This window comes from Pseudomonas sp. PB120, from assembly GCF_009761815.1.
Taxonomy (GTDB): domain Bacteria; phylum Pseudomonadota; class Gammaproteobacteria; order Pseudomonadales; family Pseudomonadaceae; genus Aquipseudomonas.
The window spans coordinates 1-14,892 of sequence record NZ_RWIN01000017.1 but is presented as its reverse complement, the minus strand read 5'-3'; the positions used below and the strand labels follow the sequence as shown (position 1 = coordinate 14,892).

At 60.3% G+C, this 14,892-nt stretch carries 15 protein-coding genes; 4 read left to right on the top strand and 11 right to left on the bottom strand.

The window, feature by feature from the left end:
* Positions 1 to 4: 4 nt before the first annotated feature.
* Positions 5 to 250, bottom strand: a complete 246-nt coding sequence (locus tag EJA72_RS02090) for a DUF2789 domain-containing protein (protein ID WP_157709884.1) — start codon at positions 248 to 250, stop codon at positions 5 to 7.
* Positions 251 to 371: 121 nt separating this feature from the next.
* On the bottom strand, positions 372 to 833 hold the full coding sequence (locus EJA72_RS02085) for an aminoacyl-tRNA deacylase (protein WP_157709883.1): 462 nt from the start codon (positions 831 to 833) through the stop codon (positions 372 to 374).
* Positions 834 to 1,091: 258 nt separating this feature from the next.
* Here EJA72_RS02085 and EJA72_RS02080 point away from each other — a divergent pair, with 258 nt between their 5' ends.
* Together EJA72_RS02080 and EJA72_RS02075 are read left to right on the top strand one after the other, a co-directional pair.
* The gene (locus EJA72_RS02080; RefSeq protein WP_178128977.1) at positions 1,092 to 1,625 is read left to right on the top strand and encodes an NfeD family protein; all 534 of its coding nucleotides are present in this window, start codon (positions 1,092 to 1,094) and stop codon (positions 1,623 to 1,625) included.
* 2 nt (positions 1,626 to 1,627) lie between these two features.
* Entirely contained in the window at positions 1,628 to 2,383 is a 756-nt protein-coding gene (locus EJA72_RS02075) for a slipin family protein (protein ID WP_157709882.1), read from the top strand.
* A gap of 19 nt (positions 2,384 to 2,402) precedes the next feature.
* On the opposite strand, the gene EJA72_RS02070 is transcribed toward EJA72_RS02075, so the two are convergent.
* From EJA72_RS02070 to EJA72_RS02050, 5 genes are all read right to left on the bottom strand, one after another.
* Positions 2,403 to 3,974, bottom strand: a complete 1,572-nt coding sequence (locus EJA72_RS02070) for a glycosyltransferase family 39 protein (RefSeq protein WP_157709881.1) — start codon at positions 3,972 to 3,974, stop codon at positions 2,403 to 2,405.
* 57 nt (positions 3,975 to 4,031) lie between these two features.
* A complete protein-coding gene (locus EJA72_RS02065) occupies positions 4,032 to 5,624 on the bottom strand; it encodes an efflux transporter outer membrane subunit (protein ID WP_157709880.1) in 1,593 nt (530 codons plus the stop codon).
* A complete protein-coding gene (locus EJA72_RS02060) occupies positions 5,621 to 6,685 on the bottom strand; it encodes an HlyD family secretion protein (protein ID WP_157709879.1) in 1,065 nt (354 codons plus the stop codon). Before EJA72_RS02060 ends, EJA72_RS02065 begins: the two co-directional genes overlap by 4 nt.
* Positions 6,686 to 6,711: 26 nt before the next feature.
* Positions 6,712 to 8,250, bottom strand: coding sequence for an MFS transporter (locus EJA72_RS02055; protein WP_157709878.1), 1,539 nt, complete (start codon positions 8,248 to 8,250; stop codon positions 6,712 to 6,714).
* A 227-nt stretch (positions 8,251 to 8,477) separates the two neighbouring features.
* Positions 8,478 to 9,410, bottom strand: coding sequence for a LysR family transcriptional regulator (locus EJA72_RS02050; RefSeq protein WP_157709877.1), 933 nt, complete (start codon positions 9,408 to 9,410; stop codon positions 8,478 to 8,480).
* Positions 9,411 to 9,606: 196 nt separating this feature from the next.
* Here EJA72_RS02050 and EJA72_RS02045 point away from each other — a divergent pair, with 196 nt between their 5' ends.
* Positions 9,607 to 10,515: an RHS repeat-associated core domain-containing protein gene (locus tag EJA72_RS02045; protein WP_178128975.1), complete on the top strand. Its 909-nt coding sequence runs from the start codon at positions 9,607 to 9,609 to the stop codon at positions 10,513 to 10,515.
* 35 nt (positions 10,516 to 10,550) lie between these two features.
* Here the strand turns inward: EJA72_RS02045 and EJA72_RS02040 are convergent, their stop codons facing one another.
* The 4 genes from EJA72_RS02040 to EJA72_RS02025 are packed head-to-tail and all read right to left on the bottom strand — an operon-like array spanning position 10,551 to position 14,243.
* Positions 10,551 to 11,417 carry an ABC transporter permease gene (locus EJA72_RS02040; protein ID WP_157709876.1) on the bottom strand — a complete coding sequence of 289 codons (867 nt, stop codon included), beginning with the start codon at positions 11,415 to 11,417 and terminating at the stop codon, positions 10,551 to 10,553.
* 20 nt (positions 11,418 to 11,437) lie between these two features.
* Complete coding sequence (locus EJA72_RS02035) at positions 11,438 to 12,298, bottom strand: ABC transporter ATP-binding protein (protein WP_157709875.1); 861 nt, start codon at positions 12,296 to 12,298, stop codon at positions 11,438 to 11,440.
* Between the two features lie 5 nt (positions 12,299 to 12,303).
* Entirely contained in the window at positions 12,304 to 13,329 is a 1,026-nt protein-coding gene (locus tag EJA72_RS02030; protein ID WP_157709874.1) for an ABC transporter substrate-binding protein, read from the bottom strand.
* A gap of 17 nt (positions 13,330 to 13,346) precedes the next feature.
* Entirely contained in the window at positions 13,347 to 14,243 is an 897-nt protein-coding gene (locus EJA72_RS02025; protein ID WP_157709873.1) for a TauD/TfdA family dioxygenase, read from the bottom strand.
* A gap of 230 nt (positions 14,244 to 14,473) precedes the next feature.
* On the opposite strand from EJA72_RS02025, the gene EJA72_RS02020 reads away from it, so the two are divergent.
* Positions 14,474 to 14,812, top strand: coding sequence for a tryptophan synthase subunit beta (locus EJA72_RS02020; protein ID WP_157709872.1), 339 nt, complete (start codon positions 14,474 to 14,476; stop codon positions 14,810 to 14,812).
* Positions 14,813 to 14,892 lie beyond the last annotated feature (80 nt).

Below are 14,892 nucleotides of genomic sequence, written 5' to 3'. Positions count from 1 at the left end.
ACTTTTACACCCCCCGCCCCTTCCTCAACAGCACATCCAGCTGATCCACCACCTCCGCCCAATCCGCGTCATCCAGAATCTCGTCCCGCAAGAAATCCGCCTGGCTCTTGGTCCAGAAAAACGCGTCCGCCAGGTGCAGCTCAGGCTTCAGAGGGGAATGAGTGGCGATGAATTGGTCGATGCTGACCGGGTCATTGTCCAGGCCCAGTTGTTTGAACAGGGACGGAAGGCTGTGGGTTGGGTTTTCCATGTTGGGCTCCTTGTGAATTTTGATGTGGGGGTGACTGCTGCGCAGTCAATCGCGAGCAGGCTCGCTCCCACAGTGTGGGAGTCAGCCTGCTCGCGATGGCGGTAAGCTGGCGCCGCAAATATTAATGACTCAATTCACACACCTCGGCATGTGGCACCATTTTCAGAAATTCCGGCATGCTCATGTGCAGCAGGTTGTTGTGGTTGCCGGCCTCCAGGTAGATGTCTTTCTGCCGGGTCAGCAGTGGGTCGATGACCATGTCCAGTCCATAGGACTCGCCCAATGCCGGCACCGCGCCGCGTTCGCAATCGGTGAACAAGTGCGCCAGGGTGCTTTCCCGGGTGACTTGCCATTCGCCGCTGCCACGTACTTTGGTCAAGTCCAGATGACGGCTCGCCGGCAGCACGGCCATCAGGTAATGACCGTGATGGTCGTCTAGGATCACCGATTTGGCCACCCGTTCGGCAGGAATGCCCGAGACCCGCGCCGTTTCAAGGCTGCTGGCCGAGTGTGGGTGGGTAACGATGTCATATTCGCAGTGCGCCTTGTCCAGGCTGCTCTGCACGGTTCTTGCCATACGCATGATGCACCTCGGTGTCCGCAACAACGGTTGGCGGACGATGGATAAACCTGTTCGCTCCATTGAAAGTCTAGGCCCGCTGACGTCGTCGCGCGGGAAATCTGCCCACTGGAGCGCTGCCGAATTTGGTCAAAATTCGTACAATCCGCTGCTCGACTAGACTGTATAGAGCGATGGCGTTAACGGGAACGCGGACGATCTGAATCAACCCGCCGCTCTCAGGTTCATCGCGAGCAAGCTCGCTCCTACAGGGAGGGTCAGGTGAACATTCGTTGTTGTGCAGTTGCTCTGCTGTTGACCTTGAGCGGATCGGTTTTCGCAGCAGACGCTGTCGTGCTGCTGGTGCCCAACCCGGTCGGGATCTGGCTGATCACGTTCGGCATCGCGTTTCTGATTGCCGAAGCGGCCCTGCCCAATTACGGGGTGATCGGGTTGGGCGGTATTGTGATGTTCGTCATCGGCGCGGTGATTCTGACCAACACCGACGTGCCCGTCCCCTTGATGATCGGCCTGGGGCTGTTGAGTGCCCTGCTGCTGATTTTCCTACTGGTCCACGCCCTGAAAACCCGGCCACGCCACACGGTCAGCGGCGATGCCGGGCTCATCGGCAGCATCACCCCGGTGACGTCGTTGCAGGCCGAAAATGCCTGTAGCGGCTGGGTCCACCTGCAAGGAGAACAGTGGCAAGTGATCAGCGCGACGCCGCTGCAACCGGGACAACGGGTGCGGGTGGTGTCACGCAAGGGATTACTGCTGCAAGTGGCCGCGGCTGACGCGGCGCCGGTTGGAGAATAGTCATGGGCCTGCAACTGGGTTTTGCCGCGCTGCTGCTGTTGGTGATTGCGCTGGCGGGATCGACCTTTCGCATTCTGCGCGAATACGAGCGTGGTGTGGTGTTCCAGCTCGGTCGTTTCTGGCAAGTCAAAGGCCCCGGCCTGATCCTGCTGATTCCGGTGGTCCAGCAAATGGTCCGCGTCGATTTGCGCACCGTGGTCCTCGATGTTCCGCCGCAAGACGTGATCACTCGCGACAACGTCTCGGTCAAGGTCAACGCCGTGCTGTACTTCCGCGTGCTCGACCCACAGAAGGCGATCATCCAGGTCGAGGACTACCTCATGGCCACCAGCCAACTGGCCCAGACCACGTTACGGGCGGTGCTCGGTAAACACGAACTCGACGAGCTGTTGGCCGAGCGCGAACGGTTGAACATCGACATCCAACAAGTGCTCGACGCCCAGACCGATGCCTGGGGCATCAAGGTCGCCAACGTCGAGATCAAGCACGTGGACCTCAACGAATCGATGGTCCGCGCCATCGCCAAACAGGCCGAGGCCGAACGCGAACGTCGGGCGAAAGTGATCCACGCCGAAGGTGAATTGCAAGCCTCGGAAAAACTCATGCAGGCCGCCGAAATGCTCGGACGGCAACCCGGCGCCATGCAGTTGCGGTACATGCAGACGCTGAGTTCGATTGCCGGGGACAAGAGTTCGACCATCGTTTTCCCGCTGCCGATCGAGTTACTCAAGGGCATGGCGGATTTGTCTAAACCTTGAGCAACCAGCACCCGCCGGCTCAATGCAGCACGAACAAGCGCGCATTGGCGCCGCCCGCGTGGGTTTCGTCAATGCGCTGCCAACCTGCTGGCAACGGCGCAAACTCGTCCGGCACATCCACGGTGCCGATCAACCACACCCGGCCACTGCCTTTGGGCAAGCCGCCAAGGTTGTCGAGATAGATGTCCTGGGTCACCAACGTACCGAAGCCATAGGCATTCGGCCGGCTCGAGGCACCTGTGGCCAGCGGCGGGGTGTACAGCAACGGCTTGGCGTCGGCGCGGTTGTAATAGACGTAGCTGAGGTACCAAAGCATGTCGCTGGTGACGATCCGGTCGCCGGTCACGAAGTGCCGGTTCACGTAGTCGACCATGACGCTGATCTGATCTTTGGTGTCCACCGTGGCGTTATTCTTCAGGCCCACCAGCTCAACACCGACAAACAGCACCAGCACGGTCAGCGCCAGCACCTTGAAACCTGAATACAGGCGATCAATGGCCAGCGCGACAATCATCGGCAGCCCAAGGGCAAAGGCTGTGAGGTATCGCTCGATAAATACCGGCGAGATAAACGACACCCCGAACACCAGCAGCAGCGGCAACGCCGTGTAGATCACCAGCAGCACGCTGCCACGAAACACGCTGCGGTCATGCGCCAGCGCCACACCCGCAATGGCCAGCATCGCCAGCGGCATTGCGATGAACATCAGCGACGGCAGGGTCTCGCCATCGTCCTGCATCAGGAACGACCAGAGCATCGAAGGCAGCGAGCCAAGCGTGACAGGCGTCTCCCACCCGACGTCGCCATTGGCTTTCAGCTGATCCATGTGCTGGATCAGATCGATAAAATTTGGCACCCACGGCAGGTACAGCAGCACGATCGCCACGTTCGCCAGCCACCAGCCCGGTCGCTGAATATGCCGCAACCGATACCCTGGCTGTACGCGGATAAATCCCAAATACAGCCAGTGGCAAAGCACGCACAGCGCGGTGAAGTAATGGGTATAGAACGCGACAACCATCAGCAGCGTGTACGCCACCAGATACCGTGTGTGCCGGGGGTGCCTGACCCAGTAGATCAACGCAATCGTGGCGCCGATCAACCACAGGCCCAGCAGCGAATACATCCGCACTTCCTGGCTGTAGCGCACCGCCGTGGGCAGCAGCGCCAGCAGAAAACCCGTCAGTAACGCAGCGCGCCGGGTGGCGAGCAGGTCCATCAGCCAGACGCCGAGCCATACCGTCGCGATCCCGGGCAACGCGCTGAGCAGGCGGATAGAAAAAATGCCGTCGCCGAACAGCTCGATCCAGCCATGCAACAGCATGAAATACAGCGGCGGGTGTACGTCATGGGCCGCGTGCACCCAGATATTTGGCAGGGAATATTGACTGAGCAGCAGGCTCGACCCTTCATCGCCCCAGATGGCCGCTGCCGTCAGGTCGTAGAAACGCACCAGCGCGGCCAATGCCAGAACCGGCAACAGCCAATGCTCCTGCGCCCACCGCCACCAACGCTGAACAATCGCCCAGACGCCGGGCGCCGCGTGCGGACCCTCTGTGCCGCCAAGCGGCGTTTCTCTGCGCGCCTCCATTGCCACCCCTTGCAATTACCGGTGCAAACACCACGGCGAGGAACCCGAGCCTGTTGATCACTGTAGGACAGGCACAGTTCCGTCGTCGATACTGGCATTGCGACCAGCGATCGTTGCCACCGGATACACCGACTCCCATCCCCCACCCAGCGCCTTGTACAAACCAACCATCGCCAGCGACACCCCGGTCGAACTCTCCACCCATTGTTCCTGTGTCGCCAGCAACGCACCTTGCACCGTCAGCACGTTGACGAAATCCACCACCCCTTCCACGTATTGCTGTTGCGCCGTACGGAGCGCGATCTGGTTCTGGCGCACGGCTTCGGCGAGGCTGTCGCGGCGCCGTTGGCTGGCGTTGTAGGCGGTGAGTTGATCGTCGATTTCATGCCAGGCACGCAGCACGGTTTGCTGGTACGCGATGGCGGCTTCCTGTTGTTGGGCTTCACGCAAATTCAGGAGGCCACGCAAACGCCCGCCGTCGAACAGCGGCAGGCTGAACTGCGGTCCGATACCGAACGAACGCGAGCCCCAGGAACCGAAGTCGCTCAGTTGCATGGCTTGGGAACCGATGTTGCCCGACAGGGTAATCCGCGGGTAGAAATCACCTTTGGCCACGCCAATACTCGCGGTCGCCGCATGCAGGCGCGCTTCGGCCTGACGGATGTCCGGGCGGCGCTCGGCCAGTTGCGACGGCAGGCCGATGGCGACCTGGCGTGGCGTTGGCGGTACGGGTGCGTCTGTGGATAACTCGGCCGATAGCGCTTGTGGTCGCTCGCCCATCAACAAGCTCAAGGCATTGATCAGTTGCGACTGACGCTGCTCCAGCGACGGCAGGCGCGACTCGATAGACGCCACTTGCGCGGCTGCTTCGGCGACGTCCAGGTCGGTGGCGACTCCATCGGCCAGGCGCAGTTGTGACAGCTTCAGGCTGTGGCGGGCAACGTCGAGATTTTGCTCGGTGACCGCCCGGGTGCTTTGCACGCCGCGCAGCTGAATGTAGTCCTGAGCAGTTTCGGCGAGCACTGACAGCAGCACCCCACGACGGTCGTTTTCCGCGACTTCCAGTGTAGCGTCGGCGGCTTCGGTTTCGCGGCGCACGCGGCCCCAGAAATCCAGCTCCCAGGATGCGGAGAAACCTGCGTCCCACAAGTTGAACGCCGAATCGCCGTCGTGCCCCGAGGGATCGCTCAAGCCTTCTCCGCTGTTGCGCTTACGCCCGTAACTGCCGGTTGCAGCGGTCTGGGGGTAGCGGTCGGCGGTGATCACCTGGCGCGCGGCGCGGCTTTGCTGCAAGCGACTGCTCGCGAGTTTGAGGTCGAGATTGTCGGTCAGGGCGCGCTGGGTCAGGGCGGTGAGTTTCGGGTCGTGGAACACCTCCCACCAACGCTCATTCATCTCGGTCGTCACCGCTTGGCTGGCAGCGGCTTTCGACGGCGTTGACCATTCGGCGATTTGCGGTGGCTGGGGTTTGTGGAAGTCGGGGCCGACGGTGCAGGCGCTCAGCGAAACCAGACTCAGCACAACAGCTGCAGCGCGAACACCGCTCTTGCTCCCGCTGGGCCGCGCAGCTGCCCCAAAACCGGCGAGTGCTGCGCACTCGAGCGGGAGCAAGCTCCCTCGCCACAGGGATTTACTGTCTCCGTAGCTCATCGCTGCACTACCTCATGCTCGCCCGCACTCGCGGTATCAATCCGCGCGTCCACCGACATCCCCACCCGCAGCCGCTCAGCCAATGGCTGCCCCGGCTCCAGCACAATCTTCACCGGAATCCGCTGCACCACCTTGGTAAAATTGCCCGTCGCGTTATCCGGTTTGATCGACGCAAACGTCACACCCGTGGCCGGCGCTATGCTCTCGACCCGACCATTCAAGGCTTCACCGCCAAGGCTGTCGACACGCACCTGCACACGCTGCCCCGGTCGCACGTCAGTCAGCTGGGTTTCCTGAAAATTGGCGACCACATAAGCCTGCGCCAATGGCACAACCGCCAACAGTTTGCTGCCCGGCGTGACATAAGCCCCGACACGTACCGCGCGCTCGCCAACCATGCCGTCCTGAGGCGCGACGATCCGCGTATAGGACAATTCGTAGCTGGCGATTTCCAGCGCCGCTTGCGCGCGTTTCAATCCACCTTCAGCGGCGTCGCGTTGCGCAGTGAGAATGTCGATCTGCTTGCGTTCTGCCGCGAGGACCGCCGTGGCGTTGGCCATTCGAGCGGTGGCCTGATCGATTCGGGTCCGCGCCTGCTGAGCGTTTTGCACGGTGCCGGCGCCCACGCCGGCGAGGTGGTCGTAGCGGTTCAGTTCATGTTCGGCAAAAGCCATTTCCGCCTTGGCCGAGACCACGGTGGCCTGAGCTTGAGCGATGACCGACGTCTGGCGCTCCAGCGTCGCCCGTGCGTTTTGCAGTTGTGCCTTGGCCACCAGCGTCTCGGCGTCGGCGGCTTGAGCAGCGGCGCGCAAATCCCGATCGTCGATCAGTGCCAGCAGCTGCCCGGCCTTCACTTGCTGGTTGTCCTCCACCAAGACGTCCTTGATGAACCCGGCAACACGCGGCACCACCAGAGTAAAGTCCGCCGAGACAAAGGCGTCATTGGTGTTCTGTTGCGTGCGCTTACCAAAAACGCCCGGCACCAGCAGGTAAACCAGCACACTGATTGCCAATGCCGCGCCAACGCCAACAGCCACTTTTTGCTTTGCATGAGTCGTCATAAAAACCTTCTGTTTCAGTGGAGCATTCAGGTCGGTGCACGCGGCGGATACATCCGCGTCGGCAGCCAGAAAATCAGCAGGATCAGCGTCAGGGCGACACCGCTCATGCACAGATAAAGATCCGATGCCGTCAGCACCACGGCCTGCTCATGAAGCCGGTGGGCAAGACCTGCGCTGTCGCCGTCGACCAGCGGCGAGTTGCCGAGGCGGTCCACCAACAGGGTCGAGTGAAAGTGCAGTCGCGACGTGGTCAGCGCCTCGATCACGCCGGTGGCGATCACCGACGACAGGCCTTTTACGGTGTTGAACCAGGCGGAAGCGAACGGCCCTTCCATGGGGGAAATGCTGCCGGTCGCGAGCATCAACAGCGGCAGCACGGCCATGGGCTGACCAAAGATTTGCAGCAGTTGCAGCAAGTAGAAGTCATCGCGAATCCACACCGACGTCAGCTGCGATCCGCCGAGGCAAGACAGCGCCAGCATGCTCAAGCCGATCCCCAGCACCCAACGGCAATCGACCCACCGCAAGTTGCACAGCGCCGCCACCAATGGCAGCGCAATCAGCTGTGGCAATGCTGCCAGGAGCATGATCGGCGCGGTCTGCATCGGGCGATAACCCTGCACCTGCGCCAGGTAGCTGGACGGAATAACGATCACCGCCAGCAGCACCACGAGCACGCCCGCCAACGTCAGCAAGGCGAACGACAGGTTGCGGATGCCGAGCATCTGCATTTTGAAAAACGGGATCGGCTGCGACCATTCGTTGCTCAGGAACAGCACCAACAACAGCAGTCCACCGCCGAGCAATCCGCAGATCAGGTTCGACTCGAACCAGTCCAGCCGATTGCCTTGCAGAATGCCGATCACCAGCATGCAGATCGCCGGAAATCCCAATAGCAAACCGCGCCAGTTGAATTGCTTGAAGCGCTCCAGGCGCAGCGGGTCCTGGGGCAAACCGTAAGCCACGGCGAGCATGGCGATCAGGCACGGCGCGATGATTTGCCAGAAGGTCCATTGCCAGCCCACGTATTCGGTCCACAGCCCGGCCAGCGGGGTGCCGAGCCCCGGACCGAACGTCGCCGTCAGGGCGTAACCGGCCAGGCCGTAAAGCTTCACGTTGGCCGGTAGAAAGCGCAGTGCGACGGTCATCAGCATCGGCGGCAACGCACCGCCGGCCAGGCCCTGCAACGTACGCATGAGCAGCAGGCTTTCGTAGTTCGGCGCGAACGGGCAGAGCACGCCCAACAACGTGAAAACACTGATGGCGCAGAGGGTGAAACGTCGCAACGAAAACGTCACCGCACACCACGGCGCGAAGGCCATGGCGGCTACCGAGGTCGCGGCATAACAGGCGACCAGCCAGGTGCCTTCGTCGTGGCCGATGGCCAACGCGCCGCGAATGTCCGCCAGGGCCACTTTGGTCACCATCTCGTTCAGCCCCGACACCAGCACCGCCAGCAACACACCCACCAGGCCGATGATGATCCGCGGGCCGAAAACCGCTGACGTTACGGCGGGTGCTGGGCTGATCTCGGCGAGGGGAGCCGTGACCGAGAGGGAAGTCATGTACTGCACGCTCCGGGTTTATTGAGTCCGGAGCATTCTAAGAATCGCGGGGCGTTACGAAAATCAACTTATCGGCAGGTTATAAGTGCGTCATACGCAACGATGCATGCCACTTCGGATGCAAACCATCCCTGTGGAAGTGAACCTGCTCGCGATGACGTACTGTCCGTCGACATCAATGTCGAAGCTGATGGCCTCATCGCGAGCAGGCTCGCTCCTACAGGGGTTCAGCGGTGGGGTTCAGCGGGCTGCGCGGCCAGCCACGTCTCGTCGCAACACGCCTTGAGCGTTTCACGCAGCCAACGGTGAGCCGGATCCTTGTCGAAACGCGGGTGCCACGCCTGGGTCAGCATCAACGTCGGCAAGGGAATAGGCAGCGTGAACGAGCGCAGCTTCAGGCCCAGCCGCCGCACACTCAATATTGCTTCCTTGGGCACCGGCAAAATCAAATCAGAGTCGGGTAACGCAAACATCGCCGCATGGAAACTCGGCGCAATCACCGCCACTCGCCGCTCCAGTCCCAACGCATTCAGCGCCGTATCAATCGGGCCGCGAGCGATGCCGCGGCGGGACATGCTGATATGCGAAAACCCGGCAAACCGCTCGGCCGTGATCTCTTCATCGAACAGCGGGTGGTCTTCCCGCACCAGCCCGACAAAGTGCGTGGAGAACAGATTCTGCACCTTCACCTCCGGAGTCTGCGGCCGGGTATTGCTGATGTTCAGATCAATCCGGCCTTCGCGCAGCGCCTCATCATCGCCATCGCCTTCGGGCACGAACCGCAACTCGCAGTGTGGCGCTTGACGGTCCAGCGTGTCGAACAGCCTGCCGCCGTACACGCCGACGAAAAAGTCATTGGCGCGGATGCTGAACCGCCGGCGCAACGAACCCAGCTCCACCGCGTCGGCCGAACGAAACAGCAACGCGGCCTGCTCCACCACGTCGCGCACCTGCTCGCGCAATGCCAGCGCCTTGGGCGTCGGCACCAGTCCACGACCGGCCCGCACCAGGATCGGATCGCCGATGGCCTCACGGATCCGCGTCAACGTACGGCTCATCGCCGCCGGGCTGAGGTTCATCCGCCGCGCAGCACCCACCACACTGCCCTCGTCGAGCAAGGCATCGAGAGCGACCAAGAGGTTCATGTCGGGTAGTTGCATGGCGGGCACTCTTTCTGGGTGTGGATTGAGTCAGACGCAATGCTAGCAGGATTGAGATTAACCTCCGCGGCCCTATCAGTTCTGATAGTTCCCAGCGTTGGGCGGAGGGCGTAAAACTGGAGGCATTCGATGGTTACGATTTGATCACTAAGGACAGCTCATCCATGGCGCTCTCCATCCCAACTGAAAACGCACCGTGTTGCTGGCGGCCGATATCAAGAACTCGGTGCTCGGCGAAGTCACCGGGGAGATCAATCGTATTGTGTACTCCGCCTATGGGCATCGGTCAGCGCAACACACGGTAACGGCTCGATTGGGGTTCAACGGTGAACTTTGCGAGTCACGAATGGGTTGGTATTTGCTGGGCAACGGCTATCGAGCTTACAACCCGCGATTAAAGCGCTTTCATAGCCCGGATAGTTTGAGTCCGTTTGAGCAGGGTGGATTGAACGCGTACATGTATTGCGGCGGCGAGCCCGTGATGAACAAGGACCCGACAGGGCATAATTTCTTCGCTGCCCTTGGCACCCACCTGAGAGCAATGAAAAATAATTTCCTGGGCGCGTATCAGGTGCAAAGAGCAGCCGGCCAGAATCCGGTGACTGCGTTGGTTTCTACGGTGAGTGGCAATGGCGGATTGCCTAATGGACTGGGCCTTACGAACGGGAGCGCACTTCAGCCTGGAGCGCAGCCCAAGCCAATTACTGCTCTCCCCTCCGCAAAGAAAGGGGGGTTGCATCACAATGTTGTGGGAGGAAGCTCTACCCCTGGCTCCGAGGCTTCTTACAACGGTTCGGGGCTCGGTTCCACCGGAAACATGTGGGATCGTCTGGCCGCTCGAGATCGATCAACACAAGTAGCTGTAGTGAGTCCAAATTACGGTCGTTCAACACAGACTGCGGTTGTCAAACCCAGTCAGTCTGCCCCTGCGCCAAGGGCAGCCGCAACTCCATCTGCACCGCCCACTGTTCGTAATGGCGCCGCCATACAACCAAGCAGACCTGAGCCAAGATGGGATACAGGTAGTAGATGGTCAGGAGAGTCAGGGCCGAGCGACTGGAGTTCTAGCTCGTCCAACTCATCCATAAGAAGAAACAGGCAATGACCCTTATGAATAAGCACTACACCTACTCGTAAAGATCACCGCTGCATCCCCCACCGCTTCACCGTCACCCGCTCCAACGTATCAAACACCAGATTCTCCACCAGCAACCCAATCAGGATCACCACCGCCAACCCGGCAAACACCTTATCCGTGTACAGCTCATTGCGATTCTGAAAAATGTACCACCCCAGCCCACCCTTGCCGCTGGTCGCACCAAACACCAACTCAGCGGCAATCAGCGTACGCCAGGCAAACGCCCAACCGATTTTCAGCCCGGCGAGAATCGAAGGCAACGCCGCCGGTATCAGGATGAACAGCACGAAGCGCATGCCTTTCAAACCATAGTTGCGACCGGCCATGCGCAAAGTTTCCGAGACGCCCAGAAATCCGGCATAAGTGTTCAACGCCAACGCCCAGAGCACCGAATGCACCAGCACGAAAATCAGGCTGTTCTGCCCCAGGCCAAACCACAACAGCGCCAACGGCAGCAACGCAATGGCCGGCAGCGGGTTGAACATCGAAGTCAGCGTGCTCAACAGATCGCGTCCAAACTGGGTCGACACCGCCAGCGTGGTCAAGGCAAACGCCAGGACGATGCCGATCAAATAACCCTTCAGCAACACCACCAGCGAAATCCACACTTTTCCGAGCAATTCGCCGCTAAGCAGACCGTCGTACAGCGCGCTGCTGGTTTGCAGAAAACTCGGCAATAGCAGGTCGTTGTTTTGCACCCGGGCGACGATTTCCCACAGCACCGCGAGCAAAATCAGGATCAGGCTTTTACGTATCCAGCCCTGTTGCCACAGACGCTGGCCAAGGGGTAATTCCCGCTCCAGCGGCACGCTCGTCAACGGCTGCAAAACGGTTTCGAATTCTTCACGCGCGGATGATAAATGGCTCATCGGGCACTCCTCTCAATGGCTCAATAAGCGATGCGGATGTCTGAAAAATCCAGCTCACGCTCGGTTTCCGGAGACTGGCCTTCATCGAACAACAACCGATGAATGCGCCGCGCCGACTCCTGAAACGCTACGCCGCCGAGGCTGTGCAAATCGTATTGATGGCTGTGCACTTCCGCCCGCACACGTCCCGGATGCGGCGACAACAGCAAGATGCGATTGCCAACCACCAGCGCTTCTTCGATGGAGTGCGTAACGAACAACAACGTGAAGCGCACCTCCTCCCAAAGCAGCAGCAATTCTTCCTGCATCTTGCGCCGGGTCAGCGCATCCAACGCTGCGAAGGGTTCGTCCATCAAGAGGATTTTCGGCTGCATCGCCAACGCCCGCGCAATAGCCACGCGAGCCTTCATGCCGCCTGACAAGGTGTGCGGATAAGCATCGGCAAACGCCGCCAGACCGACCTTGTCCAGATAGTGCAGCGCCCGTTCTTCAGCTTCTCGGCGCTTGAGGGTTTTGGACGCCAGCAGCGGAAACATCACGTTCTGTTTGACGGTTTTCCACGGCGGCAGTTGGTCGAACTCCTGGAATACCACAATCCGGTCCGGGCCTGGCGCATGGACGGTTTGCCCTTGCAGACGAATCTCGCCTTCGACGGGGGCAATGAATCCGGCAACGGCTTTGAGCAAGGTCGACTTGCCGCACCCGGACGGGCCGAGGAGCACAAAACGGTCCGCCGGATCGATTTCAAAACTGACTTGGTGGGTCGCTCTAACCACACGCTGCGGCGTGCGGTATTCGAGGCTGACGTTGTCGACCGACAACAGCGCCTGGGCTGCTGCGTTCGGTTTGCTGACCGTGTGGCCTTGCAAAGGGGCGTTCATTTCAATCAGCTCCCTTGCAGCGGTTTGGCATCCTGGAAGAAGTAGTCCTTCCACGAATCCGGTTTGTTTTTGATCGCACCGACGCGGTAGAGGAATTCGGCCAGTGGATACGTATTTTTCGGCGTGACGCTGAATTCGAACTGCGGGTTGTCGATGATTTTCAGCAACGCCGCGCGGTCGATTTTTGCCTTGGTGACGCGGATGTACGTGTCGGCTGCCGCGCCTTTATCGTTCTGTGCGAACTGCGCCGCTTCGGTCAGCGCCTCGACGAATGCCTTATAGGTTTTCGGATTCTCGTCGCGGAATTTTTCGGTGGCGAACAGCACGGTTGGCGAGTTAGGGCCGAGCACGTCATAGGAATTGAGCACCACGTGCACGTTCGGATTTTCCAGGGCTTGATCCTGGAACGGCGGGTTGGAGAAGTGCCCGGTCAACTCGGTGCCGCCGGCGATCAGCGCGGCCGTGGCGTCAGGGTGTGGAACGGCGATGGTGTACTTGTCGAGGCGATTGAATTCCTTGTCACCCCACTGCTTGGCTGCCGCGTACTGCAGGAAGCGCGACTGCACCGACACGCCTACAGCCGGCACCGCGATACGGTCCTTCTCGGTGAAGTCCGCGATGGTTTTGACCTTGGGATTATTGCTCACCAGGTAGTACGGAAAGTTGCCGAGGGAGGCGACGGCTTTGACGTTTTGCTTGCCGTGCGTGCGGTCCCAGATGGTCAGCAACGGCCCGACGCCAGCGCCGGCAATGTCGATAGAACCAGAGAGCAGCGCATCGTTGACCGCCGCGCCGCCGGACAGCTGGGTCCAGTCGACCTTGATGTCGATCCCTTCCTGCTTGCCATATTTCTCGATCAGATTCTGGTCGCGCACCACGTTGAGCAGCAGGTAAACGATGCCGAATTGTTCGGCGATACGGATTTCACCTTCGGCATGGGCCACGGTTGGCGCCACCAGGTTGCCGGCGATCAAGCTGAAACCCAGGCCAATGGCCGCGGCCAACGGTGCAAATGGAAGACGTTTGGACATGGTGATTCTCCGGCTAATCAGAAAGGCGCATCGCCCTGGATGGTGGTGCGATACAGCTTGCGGCGCAGAAAGCTCGGGCATCCGGCAGCCAGGTGGATCAGCGAGCGGTTGTCCCAGAACACCACGTCGTGAGGCTGCCATTGATGGCGGTAGATATTTTGTGGCAGCACGCTGTGCGCGTAGAGCTCGTCGAGTAATTGCTTGCTCTCGTCTTCCGGTAAGCCGACGATGCGCGTGGTGAAACCTTCGCTGACGAACAACGCCTTGCGGCCGTTCTCCGGGTGAGTGCGAACGATCGGGTGAACCACTTCGGCGACTTGGGCGAGCTGCTCAGGCGTCAGGGTCGGGCGCCAGTTGCCTTCGAATTTGGTTTCGCTGTAGCGCGCGGTATAAGAGTGTGCGGCCGAGCGACCTTCGACGGCTGTGCGCAGGGCTTGCGGGAGGTTGTCCCAGGCTTTGTGCATGTCGGCGAACAAAGTGTCGCCACCTTCGGCCGGCAGCTCTTGAGCGTGCAGCATCGAGCCCAGGCTCGGCAGTTCCTTGTATGAAAGGTCGGAGTGCCAGAACTTGCCGGCGTCACCGAGACCGATGGATTGGCCGTTTTCGATGATGTTGGAAACAATGAGTATTTCCGGGTGCCCGGCCAGCAGGAATTGCTTGAGCACATGGATCTGCAACACGCCGAAACGGCGGCTGAAGGCGATTTGTTGTTCGGGAGTAATGCGTTGGTCGCGGAACACCACCACGTGATGGTCCAGGTGCGCGCGGTGGATGCGTGCAAAGTCCTGGTCATTGATCGGGCGGGACAGGTCCAGGCCGATAATTTCAGCACCGACAGCGCCACTGAAGGGGCGAATGTCGAAAAACTGCGGCGCGAGGGTCGCGGCGCTTGGGGCAGCAGTAGCAGCAGACATAGTTAACTCCCACGCACGGCACGCTCACTGGCGCGCACGTCGATCAGAAACTCACGGAGACCCCGTGTTGGTTCATATCGTGCGGCGCGCCGATTGGTCGGCAGGTACGCAGGGGTGTAACTTTATAGATATAAGAACTCTAATTTAAATACCGTTAGCGAATAACCATATGGCTTAATTCGCCTATGCTGCTGACAGGATTACGCGGCGCCACTGGGGAGGGATGTGCAATGTTCTACGTGCAACGCGATATACAAGGCCAACTGACGCGCGTGTCAGCGGAGGCTTACACCGGTGCCACCGAAACCTTGCCGGCCGACCACCCTGACCTTCAGGCCTGGTTCGCCAGCGAAGTCATGGCCAACAGCCTCAAACAGCTCAAGCAGAGCGACCTGGAAATGATCCGGGTTCTGGACGACTTGATCCAGGTGCTGATCACTAAAGGGGTCATCCTCGTCACCGACCTGCCGGCGGCCGCACAAGCCAAACTCATGGACCGGACCCAGGCCCGTGAGGCGTTGGGCGGGTTGAGTCATTTGGTTGATGATGATGAGATTGGATTGATCTGATTACTTTCCTCCGCCGTTGCCTGTACTGACGCCATCGCGAGCAGGCTCGCTCCCACATTTGGAATGCATTCCCCTGTGGG

Bases quoted from the DNA above. Each gene is read 5' to 3' on its own strand.
- EJA72_RS02090 (WP_157709884.1), bottom strand. From the start codon at position 250: ATGGAAAACCCAACCCACAGCCTTCCGTCCCTGTTCAAACAACTGGGC.
- EJA72_RS02085 (WP_157709883.1), bottom strand. From the start codon at position 833: ATGCGTATGGCAAGAACCGTGCAGAGCAGCCTGGACAAGGCGCACTGC.
- EJA72_RS02075 (WP_157709882.1), top strand. From the start codon at position 1,628: ATGGGCCTGCAACTGGGTTTTGCCGCGCTGCTGCTGTTGGTGATTGCG.
- EJA72_RS02070 (WP_157709881.1), bottom strand. From the start codon at position 3,974: ATGGAGGCGCGCAGAGAAACGCCGCTTGGCGGCACAGAGGGTCCGCAC.
- EJA72_RS02065 (WP_157709880.1), bottom strand. From the start codon at position 5,624: ATGAGCTACGGAGACAGTAAATCCCTGTGGCGAGGGAGCTTGCTCCCG.
- EJA72_RS02060 (WP_157709879.1), bottom strand. From the start codon at position 6,685: ATGACGACTCATGCAAAGCAAAAAGTGGCTGTTGGCGTTGGCGCGGCA.
- EJA72_RS02055 (WP_157709878.1), bottom strand. From the start codon at position 8,250: ATGACTTCCCTCTCGGTCACGGCTCCCCTCGCCGAGATCAGCCCAGCA.
- EJA72_RS02050 (WP_157709877.1), bottom strand. From the start codon at position 9,410: ATGCAACTACCCGACATGAACCTCTTGGTCGCTCTCGATGCCTTGCTC.
- EJA72_RS02040 (WP_157709876.1), bottom strand. From the start codon at position 11,417: ATGAGCCATTTATCATCCGCGCGTGAAGAATTCGAAACCGTTTTGCAG.
- EJA72_RS02035 (WP_157709875.1), bottom strand. From the start codon at position 12,298: ATGAACGCCCCTTTGCAAGGCCACACGGTCAGCAAACCGAACGCAGCA.
- EJA72_RS02030 (WP_157709874.1), bottom strand. From the start codon at position 13,329: ATGTCCAAACGTCTTCCATTTGCACCGTTGGCCGCGGCCATTGGCCTG.
- EJA72_RS02025 (WP_157709873.1), bottom strand. From the start codon at position 14,243: ATGTCTGCTGCTACTGCTGCCCCAAGCGCCGCGACCCTCGCGCCGCAG.
- EJA72_RS02020 (WP_157709872.1), top strand. From the start codon at position 14,474: ATGTTCTACGTGCAACGCGATATACAAGGCCAACTGACGCGCGTGTCA.